Raw genomic sequence first — 19,272 nt, 5'->3', positions numbered from 1 at the left:
GAAATTTAAGCATTTTTTGATAAAATATATCGTTATTGAAATTTAGAAAATCCCGTCAAAAGGATATTTATGCAAAATAAAATCGCAAATACGCTATTTATTCCGTTGATTGCAAGAATTCATGCAAGTAAAAATTTCAAGCAGTATTTTTACGATGAAACTGCGATGAAATTTGAAGATAAAATCCCGCAAAAATTCCTAAAAATTTCGTCCGAATACGAGTCTTTGGCTTCTGCTGCAAGATACTATGAAACCGACATTATGATAAAGGATTTCATTGCCACGCACGGCGTTTGCAATGTCGTAAATTTGGGCTGTGGCTTGGAGACTTTGGCATTTCGTTTTGGCAAAAATGGGGCGAAATTTTACGGCGTTGATTTGGCAGAAGTTATCGAATTTAGGCAAAATTTGCTACCGCAAAATGATAATGAAACTCTGATTAGTGACGATATGTTTGATATGAAATGGAGCGAAATTTTAGATAAAAGTTTGCCTACGATTTTCATCGCAAACGGCGTTTTTATGTATTTTACCGAGAAAAAAATATTAAATTTAATCGCAAATTTAAAGGCAAATTTTAAAAATTCCGAGCTTATTTTTGATGCTACGACAAAATTTGGCATAAGATGCGCGAATTTTTATGTAAGTAGATTTGGCGAAAATATGGCTAAAATGGAGTTTTGTGTGCAAAACATGGGCGAATTTGCTAGTAAGTGCGAGTGTGAAATTTTAAGCAAAACGCCGTTTTTCACCACTGCACGAAAAATGCTAAAAAATAAAACAAAACTCTCCACTCGCCTTACAATGGCATTTGTGGATAAATTTGACCTAGCGTTTATTTTGAGATTAAATTTGCGAAAATAAAAAATGAGCGCGAAACGATTGCGCATCAAAACGAGCTTCGGTATCGCCACAGCTTTTTGATTTACCCCATAAATTTAAGCTAAATTTCATATAATAGCAAAATTTAATTATTGCGAAAAAGGTTAGCAAATGGACAAAGAGGCCTACATTTACACGAAATTCAAAAGCAAACTAAACGGCGATGATTGCGCTATCGTGGGCGATTTGGCGTATTGCAAGGACCTTTTTGTCGAGGGCGTGCATTTCAGGCGCGAGTGGCTTAGCATGCACGAAATCGGCGCGAAAGCCATGTTGGTAAATATCTCGGACATGATCGCCAAAAACGCTAAGCCAAAATATGCTCTAATCGGGCTTTCGCTACCCGGGGACATTACCACCGCCCAGATTGACGAGCTGTGCGCTGGGTTAAACGAAACCGCGCAGAAATGGGGCATTGAGATTATCGGTGGGGATACGATTAGCGACGATAAAATTTACATTAGTATCACGATGATAGGCAAGTGCAAAAAGCCGATTTTCAGAAATGGTGCGAAGTGCGGGCATTTGATCGCGCACACGGGCAAGCTCGGCTATGTGGGAATTGATTTGCAAATTTTGCTAGGTGGGGGTAAAAGAACCGAAATTTCGCCAAATTCTCGCATGCTCCGCCCAGAACTCAGGGCGAAATTTTTCTACAAAGCCGCCAAATACATAAGCGCGTCTATGGATATCAGCGACGGGCTTGGGCAGGATTTGGAGCGCCTTTTGCGCGCTAGCGGCGTGGGTATGAGCTGGCTTGTTAGCCCCAAAGAATATGTGCTAAACTCGGGCGAAGAGTATGAGATTTTATTCGCGTTCGAGCCAAAATTTCTTAGCAAAATTTACGAAATCGCCTCCAAAACCAAAACCCCGATTAGCGTCATTGGCAAGGCAGAGGATCGAAATTTAGACAATACTTGTGAATTCAAGGGTGAAAGGCACCATTTTAGCGAGTAAATTTGCAAATTTTTAGAAAGGTTTTTTGTGAAAAAGTTAGTTATAGTAGCTATTTTAAGCGTATTTGCTTTTGGCGAAGACGGTTGTAAGAACAAATTTGCACAAGAAAAAATCGAAAGGTTAAAAGGAGAAGTAATGGATAATTTTACTACTTTGCGTGAAATAAAATGTGAAAACAATATTCTAACACACGATAGTATCTTTTCTGTTGATTTAGAAAAAATGGGCGAAAAAGAGAAATCAAATTTTTTATTTTTTATTGGAGAAATAGTAAAAAATAGATATTGTAATAGCGAAGATTTTGTTAATATTCGCAATGCAAATTTAACTTTTAAACGAATTATTAAAACGCAAAATTTGGATAATATTTATGAATACGAAGTTTCAAATAAGGATTGTTTGCGATAAATTTGTAATTTTGACTATTAAGTCTAAAATTCTAAATCGTGTTTTGTAAATTTTAAAAGCTACGCCCAAAATTTGCTTTTAAGTGTCATTGCGAGCCGTGTGAAAGCACGGCGTGGCAATCGCCAAAGCTTAAATTAAAAGTAGGGTAAATGGCAGAATTTTGAATTTTTGTTTCTTTTTGATAATTGCGAACCGCTAGAAATTTTTAAGTCTAATCCTTTTTTGCGGGGGCGGCGCTCAGAGTGGCGAGGCCCGCCCGCCCCCGCACCCCCACCCGGGCGACGCTTACAAGGTGGCGTGCTACGCACGCATTTATTTTACTGAATTTTGCTTCGCAAAATTTTTTGAGATTATAGTTTTGGGTAAAATTTTGAAAAAGCAAAATTTCGGACGCAGTATTTTTGGGTTGAGTTAGCGAAATTTAGCTTTTATCTAAAATTTTGCCCTCTATTCGCTTCAAAATCGCCACGATAATAAAGCTAATAATACAAAGCAAAATCCAGCTAGAAATCTTGCCAAAGCCAACTATTTGCCAGCTCTTGGCTTGGTTGGGATAAACCCATGCGCCAAAAAATGTAGCGATATTTTCGGCAACCCAGATAAAAAATCCGATTAGGCAAAACGCAAGGATAAGTGGCATTTCATACTCTCTTTGGCGCGGGCGAAAATAGACTTTCGCGCGAAAATACAGCGCGCAAACAGCGATTAATAGGACATAGCGAAAATCATAACCTATGAAATGGTGCGTGAAAAAATTCGCATAAATTAGCGCGCAAAGGGCGAAACTAGCGTGTGAGCGGGGCATGTTTTCTAGCCGTAAATGCAAAATTCGCCATGCCTGAATCATATAGCTTCCCACCGCCGCATACATAAATCCGCTATAAAGTGGCACGCCATAAATTTTAAACACTCCCGCCTCAGGGTAACTCCACGAGCCGATAGCTGGGTGGGTTTTGAAAATCTCTAAGGCTAGCCCAATGGCGTGAAAAAGGCAAATCGCGCAAAGCTCGCGAAGACTTTCGAATTTAAACGCCACAAGCAAAATTTGCAAAATCAAAGCCGAAATTAGCAAAAAATCATAGCGCGCGATGAAGCCCAAATTTAGGTATTTTGAGGCGAAAAGTAGCACAAAAAATGAGCCAGCAAAAATGCAGGATTGGATTTGTTTTAGCCCAAAAGCCCAAAATTCGGCGATGAAAAATTTCATTTTTCGTTTATTAGATTTCGCACGACATAACTGGCGATAAAAAGCCCAAAACTAGCCGTTACGCCCATGAAACTGCCAAGCTTTTCGCAGCGCGGAAGCTCGGAGCTAAAAACGCAAGGAAAATCGCCGCAAAATCCTGCTTTTTTGAGTTCGTAGCGAAATTTGCGCGCAAATGGGTCGGTGTGGGTTTTCCACACGGAGGCGATTTCGATTTTGGCGGGGTTCAGCCGTTTGGCTGCGCCAAGAGAGCTTATGAATCTCACATTTTTTTCGTGTGCGAGCGTGGCAAGCGCGATTTTGGCGCCCACATCATCGATTGCGTCGATTATGAAGTCAAATTCGCCTATGTCAAAACCAGCTAAAAATTCGCTATCTATTTTGGCGCAGATTGCGCGCACGCCTTCAAATTTACGCGCGAAAACTTCTACCTTTTTCTCGCCTAAATTTTCGCTTGCAAATTGTCTGTTTTGATTGGTGATGTCAAATTCATCGCAGTCAATCACGCTTAAATTTACCACGCCACTGCGATACAGCGCCTCGATGAGTGCGCCTCCTACGCCACCACAGCCACACACAAGCACGCGCGCATTTTGCAAAATTTCAAATTTCTCGCCAAAAATCCAGCGCGCTCTGGTGAAGCGATCATTTATTTCATAATCCACTCTTCAAGCCCCTTTAATTGCTCATTTGCGGTCAAATTTAACTGCACCGGCGAGAGCGTAGCATAGCCCTTCATCAAAAGGTCTATGTCGCTACCTGCGTTTTTTTCGCTATCAAACTCAAAAACCGCATTTCCTAGCCAGTAATACTCTTCGCCGCGCGGATTGCGATTTAGCGTGGCGTCGTGTCCGTAAAATTTCTCGCCAAGCCTCGCGCATTTTAGCCCCAAAAACTGGGGCGCACTCACAGCCGGGACATTTAAATTTAAAAACTGCTTTGGCGGAAGCGGAAAACCGGTAGCAAAAATCTTTTTAACCAAATTTCGCGCTAATTTGCAAGCTAGGCTAAATCCGTATTTATCCAGTGAATCTGCGCTGTAATACTGGCTGATTGCGATTGCAGGAATTCCTTGCAAAACCCCCTCCATAGCCCCTCCGCAAGTGCCTGAGTATGTGATATCCTCGGCTATATTTGCGCCGTGATTTATGCCAGAAATCACAAGGTCGGGTTTGCGCGAATACAGGGCTTGAAGTGCGAGATACACGCAATCGCTAGGCGTAGCGTCGTCGAGTTTGTAAAAATCATCGCCGATTGCGATGAAGCGAAGCGGTCGAGTGAGCGTGAGAGAGTGCGAGCAGGCGGATTTTTGCGAGCTTGGGGCTACGATAGTGATATGCGCGATATCCCTTAGTGCGCTCGCAAGTTCTAAAAGTCCCCTAGCTTCGAAGCCATCGTCGTTTGTGATTAAAATTTCGTGCATTAAAGCCCCTTGCTTAGGCAAAAGCTCTCATCGACATCACTAGATGAGAGTGGCGAGGCTGGGTCATCGTAGAAAAATCTATGGCTAAATTTCACGCCATGTCGAAGCAAAATGCGCTTGCTAGGCGAGTTGCAAGCTTGATTTGCTAGGACGATTTGGAAGGATTTGAGATAATTTTCCTTATTTTTTGGGCTCATTTCGCCCCATTTTGAGGATAGTTCGAAGTGGTAAATCGCGCTAGCTCCCTCGTTTGTAACATCTACTAGCCTTGCGCCGTTAAAATCAGCCTGCGCGCCAGGGTGAGCGCGAAAACTATCGCTGATTTGCCTTGCGATACCCTCTGGGGCGTTGTTTGCGGTCATTGTCTTTGCCACTTTTATGGCACTATCTGGTTCGTCGATTTGCATTTTTTGGTAGCTCGGAGTGGAAGCGCACCCTGCCACAAATAGCGCACAAATGGCGCAAATTAGGGATTTTTGCATAATTTTTCCTTGTGATTAAAATTTAAAAATGTTTAATTTTAGCACATTTTGATATAATTGCCAAAAATTAAAAAAGGTAAGAGTTTGAATTATTTGATTTCGTGTTTGGAGCCGTCTGCAAATCTGCATTTTAGCGAGGTTTTGCGTGAAATTTTAGCCCTCGATAAAAACGCTAAAATTTATGGTATTTTTGGCGAGGAATTTAGCGCGCACGGCGAGCCGTTGTATAAATCGAGCGAATTTTCGGCAATGGGGTTTGTGGAGATTATCCCGCTGATTTTCAAGGCAAAAAGGGCGTTAAAGCAGATGTGCGAGCTAGCAAAAAACTGCGATGTGGTGCTATTAATCGATAGCCCAGCCTTTAACCTGCCCCTTGCAAAGGCTCTGAAAAAATCGGGCGCGAGTGCGAGGATAGTGTATTATATCTTGCCCCAAATTTGGGCGTGGAAGCGCGGTAGAGTCAAAGCTTTGCAAGAAAATTGCGATTTTTTGTGTGGAATTTGGCAGTTTGAGAGGCAGTTTTATTCTAAAATTTTGGATCTAAATTTTGAAAATTTGCCAAATTTAAGCGATAAAAGCGGGTTTTGCTTCGTAGGACACCCGCTTTTAGATGAAATCAAAGAGCGCAAAAACTCGTATGAAAAAAACGGCCTAATCGCCTTTATGCCGGGCTCTCGCAGGGCTGAGATTTCGCGGCTTATGCCAGTTTATAGGGAATTAGCCGAAAAGCTAAAAAGCGAAAATGCAAATTTAAAATTTAGCCTAGTTGTGCCACCATTTTTGGCGGATAAGGTGGAGCAAATTTACGGCGATACGCGCGGTTTTAGCATAGAAACTGATGCTATAAAAACCCTAGTAAAAAGCGAATTTGCCTTTATCTGCTCTGGGACTGCGACCCTGCAAGCTGCCCTTATTGGCACACCTTTTGTGCTTTGCTACAAAGCCAAAGCCCTAGATGTCGCGATCGCGCGCAGGTTTGTGAAGCTAAAACATGTCGGCCTTGCAAACATAATCTTTGATTTTTGCGAAAAAGACGAGCTTCACAAAGAATTAATCCAAGAAGAAGTGAGTGTGGCTAATCTCTACGACGCATACGCCCTGCGCGATGATGAGCGCTTTGCGCGCGCTTGCGTGGAGCTTAGAGAGTATTTGGCTATGCCAAGTGCGAAAAATGTGGCGCGAATTTTAACGACAAACGCGAAATTTAAAGTATAATTAGAAAAATTTGAAAAAGGATTGCTATGAGTATCACAGAACCCATGACCTCTTACGGATACGAAAAAATCACTGCCGAGCTTAAAGAGCTCCAAAATGTCAAACTCCCGCACATCATCAAACAAATCGATATCGCGCGAGATCACGGCGATTTGAAGGAAAATGCCGAGTATCACGCGGCGCGCGAGGAACAGGCGTTTTTGCTCTCTCGCATTGCCGAGCTAAACGACATACTCTCGCGCTCTCGCATAATAGATCCCGCAAGCTATGAGCACGATAAGGTCAAATTCGGCTCTACCGTGACTTTCATGGATGTGGAAACCGAAATCGAGGAAACCTATGTCATCGTGGGGCTTATGGAGGCTGATATTTCCAAAAGACTGCTTAATATCAACACCCCGCTAGCGCGCCAACTTTTGGGCAAGGCCGAGGGCGATGAAGTGGTGCTAAGCTTGCCAAGTGGCACCAGAGATGTCGAGATTATTAGCGTTAGCTACAAACCGATTAAATTTTAAGGCGAGACTATGAAAAGAGCTGGAATCATCGGCGTAGGGGGATATACTGGGCTTGAACTAGTTAAAATTTTACTAGCTCACAAAGGCTTTGAAATTTCGTATCTTGCCGCTACTAGTGAGGGCGAAATTTCTGAGATTTTCCCGCAGTTGGCTGGGATTTTGGATATGAGGGTGCAAATAGCAGATCCAAAAACTGCCGCGCAAAGTTGCGATGTGGTGTTTTTGGCGCTTCCGCACGAAAAGGCAATGGAGTTTGCGAGTGAAATTTTAAAATTTCCTAGCGTCAAAGTCGTGGATTTAAGCGCGGATTATCGCCTATCGCTTGAACTTTACGAGAAAAACTATACCAAACATTTAGACCCGCTAAATTTAGCCCACGCTGTGTATGGTTTGGCTGAGCTAAATGCCGAAAAAATCGCTTCTGCAAGGCTAGTGGCAAATCCTGGCTGCTATCCGACATGCTCGGTTCTAGCTGCTGCGCCGTTTGTGAAATACATGGATAGCAAAATTGGCGTTTTTATCGACGCAAAAAGTGGCGTCAGTGGCGCAGGCAAGGGGCTAAAAGCCACTAGCCATTTCGTGAGCGTCAATGAAAACATAAACGCATACTCACCACTCACTCACCGCCACGCAGACGAGATTATGGAACAACTTAGCCTAATAAATGGCGCGGAATTTAGCGTATCTTTTGTGCCAAATTTAGCCCCATTTACGCGCGGAATGCTTGCAAGCGTCTTTGGCGTGCTAAAAGAGAGTATCGACGCGGAGAAAATTTTGCGCGAATTTTATGCAAATTCGCCTTTCGTGCGTGTGCGTAGTGAGCCAGTGTCTGTGAAAAATGTCGCAGGAACGCATTTTTGTGATATTTTCGTCAAAACGCAAGGGGATAAAATTTGGATAAACTCGGCAATCGACAATCTGCTAAAAGGCGCGTCAAGTCAGGCTGTGGCAAATGCGAATTTGATGTTTGGCTACGATGTGGGCGAGGGTTTGCCACGCCTAGGAAATAGCATTTAAATCGTGGAAAATCTGCAAATAAAGCCCGGAGCTGTTTTTATCAGCGACGCGCACGATAACGCGAACAAGCGAAATTTCCTGAAATTTTTGCGAAATTTAAGGGGCGCGAAAACACTGCCGCCGCAAATTTTCATGCTTGGCGATATGTTTGATTTCCTCGCAAATACGACATTTGTGCGCGAATTTTACGCCGAATATATCACCATAATCAACGAAATTTCGCAAAAATGCGAAATTTATTATTTCGAGGGAAATCACGATTTTAATTTAGAGGCTATTTTCCCGCACGCAAGGGTCTTTGCAAACTGCGCCCAGCCGGCAAATTTTAGCTTTAAAGGCGAAAAAATCCAAATCTCTCACGGCGATATTTTTTTGCCAGCTTTGACAAAATTTGCGCTTTTATCACTGCGAAATAGGGCGTTTTTGAAATTTATGGATAAAATCGATTGTGCGCTAAATTTTAAAATTTCAAAAATGATTTTAAAAAGCCAAGAGAATAAAATTTTGTATAAAAAGGCTGAGAATTTCAAATCCTATATCGAGCCAAAAATCCACAACTACACCGCGCCTATCGTAATCGAGGGGCATTATCACCAAGATGAAATTTTAGAATTTGAGGGCGTAAAATATATAAATTTAAACTCATTTGCCGTGAGTGAGAAAATTTACGAGGTGCAAAATAGCCAAAATTTTGAGCTCTTTTCAAAAAACTTAAATTAAAACTTAGATATAATTGCTTTTTTTTATAAAGGAAATTTAATGATAAAACTTTGTGTGTTTGATTTCGATTCTACGCTTATGGACGGGGAGACGATAACGAATTTTGCAAAAAGCGTAGGAAAAGAAAAAGAGGTTAAAGAGATTACAAAGCGCGCAATGGCGGGCGAGATTGATTTTTTCGAGAGTTTGCAAGAGCGGGCTATGTTTTTAAAGGGTATGAAATTTAGCGATATGCAAAAAATCGCGCAAAATTTGCCCTTTGTGCCAGGCGCAAAAGAGCTTATAAGCTATCTCAAAGCCAAGGGAATTACCGTCGTGGTGTTTAGCGGTGGATTTCATGTGGCGACTGACTGGGCAAAAGAGGTGCTAGGATTTGATGCGAGTTTTGCCAATATCTTGCACCGAAAAGACGGCGTTTTAACCGGTCATGTGGGTGGAGAGATGATGTTTGGCTACTCCAAAGGCGTGGTCTTGCAACAGCTCAAAGCGATTTTGCATTTAAGCGCAGATGAGGTTATGTGCGTGGGAGACGGGGCAAACGATGTGGCGATGTTTAGAGAAGCGGGGCTAAGAATCGCGTTTTGCGCTAATGAAATTTTGAAAAAAGAGGCAACTCATTGCGTGGATAAAAAAGATTTAAGGGAGATAATGCAATATGTATAACGACGATATCAAATTTAGCTTGTGGTGCGATTTTATCGAGCGCGATTTTATCGCAAAGGAATTTGGCGAATTTCTCGCAAAAGGCACATTTAATGGCGCGACCTCAAATCCCTCTATTTTCAAAAACGCCATTACTACCTCCCAAGCTTACGGCGCGCAAAAGGCGAAATTTGCGCACAAAAACACAAAAAAACTTTATGAAATTTTAGCTATAACTGATATCAAAAACGCCGCAAACGCGCTTTTGGCAAACTACGCTAAGGGCGATGACGGCTTTATTAGCATTGAAGTAGATCCTAGCATTTCAGATGATGCAGCGGCTATGATAAAAGAGGGCAAAAGGCTGTTCGCGCAAATTGCCATGCCAAATGTGATGATAAAAGTCCCAGCGACCCAGGCTGGATACGAGACGATGAGAGCTTTGACGAGGCGCGGTATAAATGTAAATGCGACCTTGATTTTCTCGCCAGAGCAAACCACAAAATGCCTAGAAGCGATTAAAGAGGGCACAAGCGAGTTCGCGGCTAAATTTGAAGGCGTAAAACTTCCGCAATCTGTGATTAGCATTTTTGTTAGCCGTTTTGATAGAGCCCTTGATGAGGATATGAAAAAAGCTGGCTTAGAGCCCGCAAAAATCGGCATTATGAACGCTACGAAATGCTATAATATAATCGCAAAGGAAAATTTGCCGTTTGTTAGGGCGCTTTTTGCTAGCACGGGGGTAAAAGGTGGCGAAATCCCTGCGGATTATTATATAAAAGAGCTTTTGTATCCGCTTAGCGTAAATACTGCCCCGCTTGATACAATCAAGGCTTTTATAGGGGCAAAATGTGAGTCAAAAACTCCATTTAGCGATGAGGAAATTGATAAATTTTTCGCTGATGTCGCGCAAAAGGCTGGCATTGATATGGATAAAATTTACAAAAAGCTTTTAAAAGATGGCTTAGTGGCTTTTGAACAAGCATTTGATGAGATTATGACAACACTTGAAAAGGAGAAATAATGGCTGACGCAATTGATTATTCACAATATCAAGTCGATGTAAGCACGCTGGATTTTAAGCAACGCGATAGACTTGATAAATTTTTGAATTTTTTGGTTCAAAATGGCGGTAGCGACTTGCACCTAAAAGCAGGTTCTGTGGTGCGCGGTAGGATTAATGGTGAGCTTGTAAAATTTACAAAAGATCCTTATCTTAAAGAGGATATGATGACTTTGGCAAAAGAGCTTTTAAAAACTCGTTTCCCAGAGATGATTAAAAACAAAAGTGTGGATTTTACATACAAATTAAACGACGAATACCGCTTTCGTGTAAATATCTTTTTTCAAATTGACGGCGTAAGTGCGGTATTTAGAACGATTCCAGTTAAAATTCCTACAATTGATGAGCTAGGACTTCCAAAAAGTATCAAAGAGATCTGCGATACTGCTATGCGCGGCGTCGTGCTTCTAACTGGTCCGACAGGTAGCGGTAAAACAACCACAATCGCTTCTATGCTAAATCGCATAAACCACGCTAGAACGAGCCATATCGTTACGATTGAAGATCCGGTTGAGTTCGTTTTCAAAGATGATAAATGTATCATCAACCAACGCGCTATCGGCGAGGACTGCAACACTTTTGCTGATTCGCTTCGTGCTGCGCTTCGTGAAGATCCAGATGTTATCTTCGTGGGCGAGATGCGTGACCTTGTGACGATTGAGACTGCGCTTCATGCTGCCGAGACTGGTCACCTTGTCTTTTCTACCGTGCATACAATCGACGCCAAAGAGACAATCAACCGTATCGTTGCGATGTTTGAACAAGCAGAGCAAGAGCGTATCCGTATGACACTAGCTAGCGTTATCGAGGCTGTAATCTCACAACGCCTTGCACGCACAATTGATGGAAAACGCGTGGCGGTAGTTGAAATTTTGCGTAAAAATACCCGTATTAGAGATATGATTTTAGAAGGACGCGACTCTGAAATTCCAGACGCAATCGCTGATGGACGCAATACTTATGGTATGCAAACTTTCGATCAACACCTACTTGATCTGTATGTCCAAGAGGTGATTACGAGAGATGAAGCCCTTGATAAGGCCTCTAAACGCAACGACTTAGAGCTAAAAATGAAAAACGCAGACCTAGCGAAAAAACGCGGTATTATGCTCGCAAACGGCGAGGATATCCCAGATCAACTCGCAGAAGAGGTCGTTCAACTCCAAGATATTCGTCGTTAAATTTACGCTAGCAAGAATTTCTTGCTAGCACCCTTTTATAAAGCTATATTAAAGTTAAATTTTAGTAAAATCAGCCCCTATTTTTTTTAAAGGAAAACTCATGTTAGAAGGTATCGTTAGAGATAGTATCGGTAAAAAGGCTTCTAAGTCTTTAAAACGAGATGGTTATCTAATCGCTAATATTTATGCGAAAGGATTACAAAATATAAATGCTGCGTTTAAAACAAACGATTTTATCAAAGCAGTTCGCAGCAAAAATACTTTGCCTTTCGAGGTAAAAGTGGGCGATAGCACATACAAAGTAGTAGTGCAAGAATACCAAAAACACCCTGTAACAAACGCCCTAACTCATGTTGATTTACGCGTTGTAGATGACAATGTAGTTAGCAAATATCTTGTTCCAGTTTATACAACAGGTATCGCAAAAGGCCTAAAAAACAAAGGTGTTTTAGTCCAATCAAAACGCCGCTTAGCTGTAAAATGCGCTGGTAAAGATCTACCAGATAGCTTTACGCTAGATGTTACAGATCTAGATTTAGGCGATTTTATCCTAGTTCGCGATATCCCTGTAAAAGATGGCGTAAGCATTATCATGGATGGCTCTGTTGCAGTTGTCGGAGTAACTTCGGCTAAATAGGTGAGCTATGATACTGCTCGTCGGACTTGGTAATCCAGGGGAGAAGTATTCTCACACTAGGCATAATGTAGGATTTATGCTAATCGACGCTCTGCTAAGCAATGGCGGTTTTAGCGATGTTAGCGGGGCGAAATTCCAGGGTGAGCTTTATAAAAAAGGCTCACTTCTACTTCTTAAACCTCAAACTTTTATGAATTTAAGCGGAAATGCTGTCAAAGCGGTTTGCGATTTTTACAAACCTGATAGAGTTATCGTAATCCACGACGATATTGATTTGGCTTTGGGTGCGATTAAATTTAAGCTTGGCGGAAGTGCTGGTGGGCACAACGGGCTTAAATCAATCGACAATCTAATCGGGACTGAATATGAAAGAGTGCGTATCGGCGTGGGCAAAAAGCCAGAAGGCTGGGACGCTGCAAATTTTGTTTTGGCTAAATTTGGGGACGATGATACAGAAAAACTAAGCCAAATTTTAGAGTATGCCAAAAAGGCTGTAAATGAGCTAATTCGCAGCGATATAGATGAAATTTCGCAAAAATTCACGATAAAAAAGGTTGCGCAATGAAGCTGTATGCCAAATATGTAAGCCTTGTTTATCTTAAATATTTTTTTATTTTATTTGTAGCTTTGGACTTTTTTTATGTGGGAATCGATGTCTTAACCAATCTCAAAGACTTCCCGCAAAGCGCCAACACAGGGCTTTTATATGTGGCACTAACAGCTGGCGTGGCGATTACTTATATTTTGCCATTAAGCCTGATTTTTGCGCTAATTATAATGATTTTTAACATGATTCGAAGTAGCGAGCTTATCAGCTTTTACGCCCTTGGCGTGAGCAAAAACGCCCTGATAATCCCGCCATTTTTGATATCGCTTTTTATCACGCTAGGATATATTTATCTAAATACCACCCCTTTTGCCTATGCTTTGAAATTTCAAAAGAATTTGACGGATTTTACCCCGGTAGGGCCTGAGATGTTTCTCAAATACGAAGGCAAATATGTCTATATCAACGGACTTCACCAAAACCACGCTGATGAGATGATAGCATTTGATATTAACGCTAGCGAGTTGCAAAGTAGAATTTGGGCTAAAAACGGCGAATACAGCGCGAAAGAATGGAAATTTAGGGAGGGCGAAAAAACCCAAATTCCTACAAATTTAAGCCTTGGCGAGGCTGGGTTAAAAAGGGAAAGTATCCAAAACGAAGCCATGCTAAGAGGCTTTAACCCAAGCTCGATCGAAAGCGTGTATGATACGAGCAATGTCTATTCGATCAAAGACGCGATTCGCTCTATCAAAACCTTCGCAAACCAGGGCGTCAATGTAAATTCAATCAAGGCAAATTTATACAATATGATATTTTTCCCGCTTTTTGCGCCGATTATGATTTTAATCCTTTATTATTATTTTCCGATTACTGGCAGGTTTTTTAACCTAGCTCTTATGAGTTTTGGATTTTTTATCATTACGCTGTGTGCGTGGGGGCTGTTTTTCGTGCTGATTCGCTTCTCGCTTAATGGCGTGATACTCCCAGAATTAGGCATTATTGTGCCGATTTTGCTACTTTTAGTATTTGCGATTTGGCTGGTTTTTAAGCATCGTTAAGTCCGAATTTGCTAAAATGGGCAAAATTTTTTACCGAAAGAAAATATATGAATTACAAAAATTTAGTCTCAAAATACGGCTCTCCACTTTATGTTTATGATTTCGACGAGATTACGAAAAATTATGAATTGCTAAAAGGTGCATTTGCAGCGCGCAAATCGCTAGTTTGCTTCGCTATTAAGGCAAACTCAAATTTAAGCATTTTGCAACATTTAGTAAGGCTAGGAAGCGGGTTTGATTGCGTGAGTATCGGCGAGGTCAGACGCGCGCTACTAGCTGGGGCAAATCCGTATAAAATCATATATTCAGGCGTGGGGAAGCAAGATTACGAGCTAGAAGAGGCGTTAAAAAGCGAAATTTTATATATAAATTTAGAGAGCGAAGCCGAAATGTATCGCCTAGAAAAAATCGCGCAAAATTTGGGCAAAACCGCTAGGATTAGTATCCGCGTAAATCCAAATGTCGATGCCAAAACCCACCCATACATTTCTACTGGGCTTAACGAAAACAAATTTGGCGTTAGCATTGATAATGCGCGCGCTATGTATCTTTACGCCAAAAAGTCTGAATTTTTAAATCCAGTTGGAATCCACTTTCACATAGGCTCGCAGCTAACTGACATTTCGCCGATCCACGATGCAGCGAAAATCGTAAGCGATCTTTTGCGCGAACTGCTTGCAGCGCAGATTGAGATTAAATTTTTCGATATCGGCGGAGGGATTGGAATCCGCTACAAAGACGAAAAACAGGTTAGTTTGTATGATTATGCACAAGGAATTTTGGCTGTTTTAAGTGGCTTAGATGTTACGATTACATGCGAGCCGGGCAGGTTTATCGTAGGAAATGCGGGCGAGTTTATCACTAGCGTTTTATACGAGAAATACAACGGCGCCAAACGCTTTGTCATCACAGACGGAGCTATGAACGATCTAATCCGCCCAAGTCTATATCAAGCCTATCACGAGGTCGTAGCAGTGCAAAAAGAGGGCGAAAGCTCGCTTTGTGATATCGTAGGGCCGATTTGCGAGAGTGGCGATTTTTTAGCCAAAAATGTAAATTTGCCAAATTTAGACCACGGCGATATTTTGGTGATAAAAAGCGCAGGAGCGTATGGGTTTAGCATGTCTAGCAACTACAACACGCGCCCGCGTCCAGCTGAGGTGGCTATTAGCGAGGGCAAGGATCGCCTAATCAGAGCCAGAGAGAGTTTCGAGGATCTCGTTGCAAACGAAAAAAAATATATGGAAGAGTGATGAAAAGCATAGAAGATTTACGCGTAGGGATTGATAAAATCGACGATGAGATTATTCGTTTGATTGATTTGCGTATGGATTATGTCAAAAAAATCGGCGAATTGAAGCAGACCACAGGAAGCGCCGTGTATCGCCCAGAAAGGGAGCGTGCGATAATTTCTAGGCTTGATGGGGTAAAGCTAAAAAATTTAAACAAAGAGGCTATTGAGGCGATATTTTTTGAAATTTTCTCAGTTTCTAGAAATTTAGAAAAACCGCAAGTCGTAGCGTTTTTGGGGCCTTTTGGCACATACACTCACCAAGCAGCCAAGGCTAGATTTGGCGCGATTAGCACCTATGAGCCACTCTCAAACATCGAGGCAGTGTTTAAATCCCTAATCACCAAAGAGGCCAAATACGGCGTCGTGCCCATAGAAAACAACACCGAAGGCGCAGTCGGCGTTACACTGGATTGTTTGCGCAAATATCAAGAGGTCAAAATCGTAGCCGAAATTTATATGGATATCCACCACTCTTTGGTTACAAACTGCACGCAAACAGCCGAGATTACGCAGATTTTCTCTCACCCGCAAGCCTATAATCAATGCTTGAAATTCTTAGACGATCACGGACTTAGCGGGGTTAAATTTACAGCCACCAAATCCACTGCCAAAGCTGCCCAAGCCACGCTTGAAACCCCAAATTCAGCAGCGATTTGCTCTAAAATCGCAGCCGAGCTGTATGGCGTGCCTGTAATGTATGAAAAAATCGAGGATAATGCAAACAATCGCACGAGATTTTTCGTGCTAAGCGACTTCAAAAACCAAAGAAGCGATCGCAACAAAACCAGCATTTTGGCTAAAACCGATGATAAACCGGGTGGTTTAGTGGAGTTACTTCAAATGTTTCGCAATGAGGGGATAAATTTGACTAAATTAGAGAGCCGTCCGATTAAATCGCATGATTTCAAAAGTGTGTTTTATATCGATTTTGAGGGGCATATCGACGATGAGGGTGTGATTAGAGTGCTAGAAAACGCCACTCGCCACGCTCATGAAATAACTTGGCTTGGAAGCTATTTAAATGGAGATGAATAATGAAATTTAACAAATTTTTGGACGATTTGAGTAATTACGAGGCTGGAAAGCCAATCGAGCTAGTGGTGCGCGAATTTGGCGTGAAGAAAAAAGATGTGCTAAAACTAGCTAGCAACGAAAATCCATTTGGATCTAGCAAAAAAGCGCAAAAAGCCATTAAAAAATGCGCCACCTGTGCTCATCTTTATCCTGATGATAGTATGTTTGAGCTAAAAGACGCGCTAGCGGCGAAATTTGGCGTAAAAAGCGAAAATATCATAATCGGTGCAGGTAGCGATCAAATCATCGAATTTGCCCTTCACAGCGTGCTTAGTAAGGGTTTTGCGATACTTCAAGCAGGGGTAAGCTTTGCGATGTATGGCATTTACGCAAGGCACTGCGAGGGCAAAATTTATAAAACCAAAGAAATTTCGCACGATTTAGAGGCGCTAAAATCGCTTTACGAGGCGCATAAAAACGAGATAAAAGCGATATTTTTGTGTATGCCAAACAACCCTCTTGGCGAGTGTTTGGACGCTGAGAAAATTTACGAATTTATCGCTAGCGTGGATAAGGACACCCTCGTCATCATCGACGCAGCTTATAACGAGTTTGCCACATTTAAGGACAAAAACAAGCACCTTGACCCTAAATTTATAGCCACGCATTTCACAAACGCCCTCTATCTTGGGACATTTTCTAAGGCGTATGGGCTTGGGGGCATGAGAGTGGGGTATGGAATTGGTGAGAGTGGAATTATTAGCGCGCTTTATAAACTGCGCCCGCCATTTAATATCACCACGCCGACCTTAGCAGCGGCGATTGCGGCACTTGGCGATGATAAATTTGTGCAAAAGACCTTGCAAAACAACTTCCAGCAGATGAAAAAATTTGAAAAATTTGCCACCAAAAACGGCATTAAATTTCTACCAAGTTATGCAAATTTCATAACATTTATGCTAGGCGAAAATCAAAATTCAACCCAAATTTGCGACGCTCTTTTGCGACAAGGTATAATTTTGCGAAATTTAAAGAGTTATGGATTAAACGCGATTCGCATTACAATCGGGCTTCCGAAGCAAAATTCGCGCGTTTTTAAAGCCTTAAAAGAGTTGTTATAGTGGATATCAAAAACAAAAGCCTAACCGAACTTAGCGAACTTTGTGAGCAAATTCGCACCAGAATTGTCGAAGTCGTGAGCCAAAACGGCGGTCATCTTAGTTCAAATATGGGCGCTGTCGAGGCGATAGTGGCTATGCATGTGGTTTTTGATAGCGCAAAAGATCCATTTATCTTCGATGTCAGCCACCAAAGCTACGCGCACAAGCTTCTGACTGGGCGTTGGGACGAATTTAGCTCTTTGCGTAAATTTGGCGGACTTAGCGGATATACTAAGCCTAGCGAAAGCGCGCATGATTATTTCGTAGCTGGGCATGCTAGCACCTCGATTAGCCTAGCTGTGGGCGCAGCAAAGGCGATCAAACTCAAAGGCGAAGACAGAGTGCCTGTGGTGCTAGTAGGGGACGGCTCGATGAGTGGGGGTATGACTTATGAGGCGATGAACGAGCTAGGGGATTTGCATTTGCCTTGCGTAATCATACTAAATGATAACAAAATGAGCATTTCTAAGCCAATCGGCGCATTTAGCAAGTATCTTAGCCAGATGATGGCGGGCGAGACATATCAAAAATTTAAATCGCGCATAAGAGAGCTTTTATCTCACGCGCCAGAGAGTGCTACATACATGGCAAGGCGCTTTGAAAATTCACTAAAACTCATAATTCCTGGCATGTTTTTCGAGGAGCTTGGCCTTGAATACATCGGCCCCGTTGATGGACACAACCTAGGCGATCTAATTAGCGCATTTAAGGTCGCAAAGAGTGCTAAAAAGCCCGTAATCGTGCATATCCAAACAATCAAAGGCAAGGGTTATAAAAACAGCGAAAACGACGACGGCAACTGGCATGGTGTGGGAGCTTTCGACATAAAAAGTGGCGAATTTAAGAAAAAATCGGACGCGAAATCAGCTACAAAAATTTACCAAGAAGCCCTTTTGGAGCTAGCGCAGGCTCACTCTGATGTAGTTGGCGTAACAGCTGCTATGCCAAGCGGGACTGGGCTAGACGCGCTAATTGAGCGTTTCCCTGATAGATTTTGGGATGTGGCGATTGCCGAGGAGCATGCGATAACCTCAATGGCAGCAATGGCAAAAGAGGGTTTTAGGCCATACATTACGATATATTCGACCTTCATGCAGCGCGCAGTCGATCAAGTAATCCACGATTTAGCGCTTATGGGCTTAAACGCAGTAATCGCCATGGATAGGGCTGGAATCGTGGGCGAGGACGGCGAGACGCACGAGGGCGTGTTTGATATCAGTCTATTTAACGGGGTTCCAAATTTAAGCATGTGTGCGCCGTGCGATGAGGCGAGTTTTAGGGCTTTGATGAGGTATTCGCACGAGCATAAGGGGATTTTGGCGATTCGCTATCCGCGCGGAAGTTTTACGATGCAAAGCTTAGAGCCAAATTTCGGGCAAATTCCTGAAATTTCGCCATTAAAATCGAGATTTATCAAAGAGTGTGAGACTAGCCAAATCGCATTTATCGGCTATGGAGATAGCACCGGCAAGGCGTGCGAGGTAGCAAAAATCCTAAATGATAAAATGAGCGTAAATATTGTTGATTTGGTCTTTGTAAAGCCGCTGGATAGAGAATTTTTACTAAATTTAGCGAAAAAAACCAAAATTTGGTTCGTATTTAGCCAAAGTATGAAAAAAGGCGGTGTGGGCGAAATACTAGGCGCGTTTTTACAAGAGGAAAATATTCAAAATGTAAAAATTATTTCTTATGAATTTGACGATATTTTTTTACCGCACGGAAGCACCGCAGATGTGGAGAAATCGCTAGGTTTAGACGCGCAAAATTTGGCAAAGGTAATATCAAATACAAAAAATTATCAATTAGTATAATTTTAGTTTAATATTTTTTTGCATATAATGAGTAAATTT

21 protein-coding genes are annotated in these 19,272 nt (G+C 42.1%); 17 read left to right on the top strand and 4 right to left on the bottom strand.

Translation table 11 applies throughout. The features are described 5' to 3' along the window. Window positions 1–69: 69 nt before the first annotated feature. The 3 genes from OFN91_RS05000 to OFN91_RS04990 all read left to right on the top strand — a co-directional run bounded on the left by OFN91_RS05000 (window position 70) and on the right by OFN91_RS04990 (window position 2,247). Window positions 70–864 (top strand): class I SAM-dependent methyltransferase, encoded by a 795-nt coding sequence (locus tag OFN91_RS05000; protein ID WP_270873487.1) that lies wholly within the window; start codon window positions 70–72, stop codon window positions 862–864. Between the two features lie 129 nt (window positions 865–993). Then, window positions 994–1,839, top strand: coding sequence for a thiamine-phosphate kinase (locus OFN91_RS04995; RefSeq protein ID WP_270873486.1), 846 nt, complete (start codon window positions 994–996; stop codon window positions 1,837–1,839). A 27-nt stretch (window positions 1,840–1,866) separates the two neighbouring features. Then, entirely contained in the window at window positions 1,867–2,247 is a 381-nt protein-coding gene (locus OFN91_RS04990) for a hypothetical protein (protein WP_270873485.1), read from the top strand. A gap of 421 nt (window positions 2,248–2,668) precedes the next feature. Here OFN91_RS04990 and OFN91_RS04985 read toward each other — a convergent pair whose 3' ends face one another. The 4 genes from OFN91_RS04985 to OFN91_RS04970 are packed head-to-tail and all read right to left on the bottom strand — an operon-like array spanning window position 2,669 to window position 5,356. Continuing rightward, complete coding sequence (locus tag OFN91_RS04985; RefSeq protein ID WP_270873484.1) at window positions 2,669–3,454, bottom strand: DUF817 domain-containing protein; 786 nt, start codon at window positions 3,452–3,454, stop codon at window positions 2,669–2,671. Further along, on the bottom strand, window positions 3,451–4,104 hold the full coding sequence (locus OFN91_RS04980; RefSeq protein ID WP_270873498.1) for a tRNA threonylcarbamoyladenosine dehydratase: 654 nt from the start codon (window positions 4,102–4,104) through the stop codon (window positions 3,451–3,453). The genes OFN91_RS04985 and OFN91_RS04980 overlap by 4 nt, the downstream gene beginning before the upstream one ends. Then, window positions 4,101–4,874, bottom strand: coding sequence for a 5'/3'-nucleotidase SurE (gene surE, locus OFN91_RS04975; protein ID WP_270873483.1), 774 nt, complete (start codon window positions 4,872–4,874; stop codon window positions 4,101–4,103). Before surE ends, OFN91_RS04980 begins: the two co-directional genes overlap by 4 nt. After that, on the bottom strand, window positions 4,874–5,356 hold the full coding sequence (locus OFN91_RS04970) for a hypothetical protein (RefSeq protein WP_270873482.1): 483 nt from the start codon (window positions 5,354–5,356) through the stop codon (window positions 4,874–4,876). Before OFN91_RS04970 ends, surE begins: the two co-directional genes overlap by 1 nt. 84 nt (window positions 5,357–5,440) lie before the next feature. On the opposite strand from OFN91_RS04970, the gene lpxB reads away from it, so the two are divergent. The 14 genes from lpxB (at window position 5,441) to dxs (ending at window position 19,233) form a co-directional block, all read left to right on the top strand. After that, a complete protein-coding gene (gene lpxB / locus OFN91_RS04965; protein ID WP_270873481.1) occupies window positions 5,441–6,571 on the top strand; it encodes a lipid-A-disaccharide synthase in 1,131 nt (376 codons plus the stop codon). 32 nt (window positions 6,572–6,603) lie between these two features. Further along, window positions 6,604–7,086 carry a transcription elongation factor GreA gene (gene greA, locus OFN91_RS04960; RefSeq protein WP_270873497.1) on the top strand — a complete coding sequence of 161 codons (483 nt, stop codon included), beginning with the start codon at window positions 6,604–6,606 and terminating at the stop codon, window positions 7,084–7,086. A 9-nt stretch (window positions 7,087–7,095) separates the two neighbouring features. After that, window positions 7,096–8,103 carry an N-acetyl-gamma-glutamyl-phosphate reductase gene (gene argC / locus OFN91_RS04955; RefSeq protein ID WP_270873480.1) on the top strand — a complete coding sequence of 336 codons (1,008 nt, stop codon included), beginning with the start codon at window positions 7,096–7,098 and terminating at the stop codon, window positions 8,101–8,103. Window positions 8,104–8,106: 3 nt separating this feature from the next. After that, window positions 8,107–8,823 carry a UDP-2,3-diacylglucosamine diphosphatase gene (locus OFN91_RS04950; protein WP_270873479.1) on the top strand — a complete coding sequence of 239 codons (717 nt, stop codon included), beginning with the start codon at window positions 8,107–8,109 and terminating at the stop codon, window positions 8,821–8,823. Window positions 8,824–8,862: 39 nt separating this feature from the next. After that, complete coding sequence (serB, locus tag OFN91_RS04945) at window positions 8,863–9,486, top strand: phosphoserine phosphatase SerB (RefSeq protein ID WP_270859700.1); 624 nt, start codon at window positions 8,863–8,865, stop codon at window positions 9,484–9,486. Further along, window positions 9,479–10,489, top strand: coding sequence for a transaldolase (locus OFN91_RS04940; protein WP_270873478.1), 1,011 nt, complete (start codon window positions 9,479–9,481; stop codon window positions 10,487–10,489). Before serB ends, OFN91_RS04940 begins: the two co-directional genes overlap by 8 nt. Continuing rightward, a complete protein-coding gene (locus OFN91_RS04935) occupies window positions 10,489–11,709 on the top strand; it encodes a type IV pilus twitching motility protein PilT (RefSeq protein WP_270859698.1) in 1,221 nt (406 codons plus the stop codon). The genes OFN91_RS04940 and OFN91_RS04935 overlap by 1 nt, the downstream gene beginning before the upstream one ends. A 100-nt stretch (window positions 11,710–11,809) precedes the next feature. Further along, on the top strand, window positions 11,810–12,346 hold the full coding sequence (locus OFN91_RS04930) for a 50S ribosomal protein L25/general stress protein Ctc (RefSeq protein ID WP_270868834.1): 537 nt from the start codon (window positions 11,810–11,812) through the stop codon (window positions 12,344–12,346). A 7-nt stretch (window positions 12,347–12,353) separates the two neighbouring features. After that, window positions 12,354–12,911: an aminoacyl-tRNA hydrolase gene (gene pth / locus OFN91_RS04925; RefSeq protein ID WP_270862155.1), complete on the top strand. Its 558-nt coding sequence runs from the start codon at window positions 12,354–12,356 to the stop codon at window positions 12,909–12,911. Further along, window positions 12,908–13,954 (top strand): LptF/LptG family permease, encoded by a 1,047-nt coding sequence (locus OFN91_RS04920; protein WP_270859695.1) that lies wholly within the window; start codon window positions 12,908–12,910, stop codon window positions 13,952–13,954. The genes pth and OFN91_RS04920 overlap by 4 nt, the downstream gene beginning before the upstream one ends. A 47-nt stretch (window positions 13,955–14,001) precedes the next feature. Next, the gene (lysA, locus tag OFN91_RS04915) at window positions 14,002–15,207 is read left to right on the top strand and encodes a diaminopimelate decarboxylase (protein WP_270866703.1); all 1,206 of its coding nucleotides are present in this window, start codon (window positions 14,002–14,004) and stop codon (window positions 15,205–15,207) included. Beyond that, window positions 15,207–16,283, top strand: a complete 1,077-nt coding sequence (gene pheA / locus OFN91_RS04910; protein ID WP_270859693.1) for a prephenate dehydratase — start codon at window positions 15,207–15,209, stop codon at window positions 16,281–16,283. Before lysA ends, pheA begins: the two co-directional genes overlap by 1 nt. Further along, window positions 16,283–17,383 carry a histidinol-phosphate transaminase gene (hisC, locus tag OFN91_RS04905; protein ID WP_270872802.1) on the top strand — a complete coding sequence of 367 codons (1,101 nt, stop codon included), beginning with the start codon at window positions 16,283–16,285 and terminating at the stop codon, window positions 17,381–17,383. Before pheA ends, hisC begins: the two co-directional genes overlap by 1 nt. Then, on the top strand, window positions 17,383–19,233 hold the full coding sequence (gene dxs, locus OFN91_RS04900) for a 1-deoxy-D-xylulose-5-phosphate synthase (RefSeq protein ID WP_270873477.1): 1,851 nt from the start codon (window positions 17,383–17,385) through the stop codon (window positions 19,231–19,233). The genes hisC and dxs overlap by 1 nt, the downstream gene beginning before the upstream one ends. Window positions 19,234–19,272 lie beyond the last annotated feature (39 nt).

Origin of the sequence: Campylobacter sp. JMF_08 NE1 (assembly GCF_027737875.1) — a bacterium.
GTDB lineage: Bacteria > Campylobacterota > Campylobacteria > Campylobacterales > Campylobacteraceae > Campylobacter_B.
The sequence above is the reverse complement of the archived record's forward strand: the minus strand, read 5'-3'. Positions and strand labels throughout refer to the sequence as shown.

Excerpts from the sequence above, each read along its gene's own strand:
- OFN91_RS05000 (WP_270873487.1), top strand. The coding sequence starts at position 70 with ATGCAAAATAAAATCGCAAATACGCTATTTATTCCGTTGATTGCAAGA.
- OFN91_RS04995 (WP_270873486.1), top strand. The coding sequence starts at position 994 with ATGGACAAAGAGGCCTACATTTACACGAAATTCAAAAGCAAACTAAAC.
- OFN91_RS04985 (WP_270873484.1), bottom strand. The coding sequence starts at position 3,454 with ATGAAATTTTTCATCGCCGAATTTTGGGCTTTTGGGCTAAAACAAATC.
- surE (WP_270873483.1), bottom strand. The coding sequence starts at position 4,874 with ATGCACGAAATTTTAATCACAAACGACGATGGCTTCGAAGCTAGGGGA.
- OFN91_RS04970 (WP_270873482.1), bottom strand. The coding sequence starts at position 5,356 with ATGCAAAAATCCCTAATTTGCGCCATTTGTGCGCTATTTGTGGCAGGG.
- argC (WP_270873480.1), top strand. The coding sequence starts at position 7,096 with ATGAAAAGAGCTGGAATCATCGGCGTAGGGGGATATACTGGGCTTGAA.
- serB (WP_270859700.1), top strand. The coding sequence starts at position 8,863 with ATGATAAAACTTTGTGTGTTTGATTTCGATTCTACGCTTATGGACGGG.
- OFN91_RS04940 (WP_270873478.1), top strand. The coding sequence starts at position 9,479 with ATGTATAACGACGATATCAAATTTAGCTTGTGGTGCGATTTTATCGAG.
- OFN91_RS04935 (WP_270859698.1), top strand. The coding sequence starts at position 10,489 with ATGGCTGACGCAATTGATTATTCACAATATCAAGTCGATGTAAGCACG.
- OFN91_RS04930 (WP_270868834.1), top strand. The coding sequence starts at position 11,810 with ATGTTAGAAGGTATCGTTAGAGATAGTATCGGTAAAAAGGCTTCTAAG.
- pth (WP_270862155.1), top strand. The coding sequence starts at position 12,354 with ATGATACTGCTCGTCGGACTTGGTAATCCAGGGGAGAAGTATTCTCAC.
- OFN91_RS04920 (WP_270859695.1), top strand. The coding sequence starts at position 12,908 with ATGAAGCTGTATGCCAAATATGTAAGCCTTGTTTATCTTAAATATTTT.
- lysA (WP_270866703.1), top strand. The coding sequence starts at position 14,002 with ATGAATTACAAAAATTTAGTCTCAAAATACGGCTCTCCACTTTATGTT.
- pheA (WP_270859693.1), top strand. The coding sequence starts at position 15,207 with ATGAAAAGCATAGAAGATTTACGCGTAGGGATTGATAAAATCGACGAT.
- hisC (WP_270872802.1), top strand. The coding sequence starts at position 16,283 with ATGAAATTTAACAAATTTTTGGACGATTTGAGTAATTACGAGGCTGGA.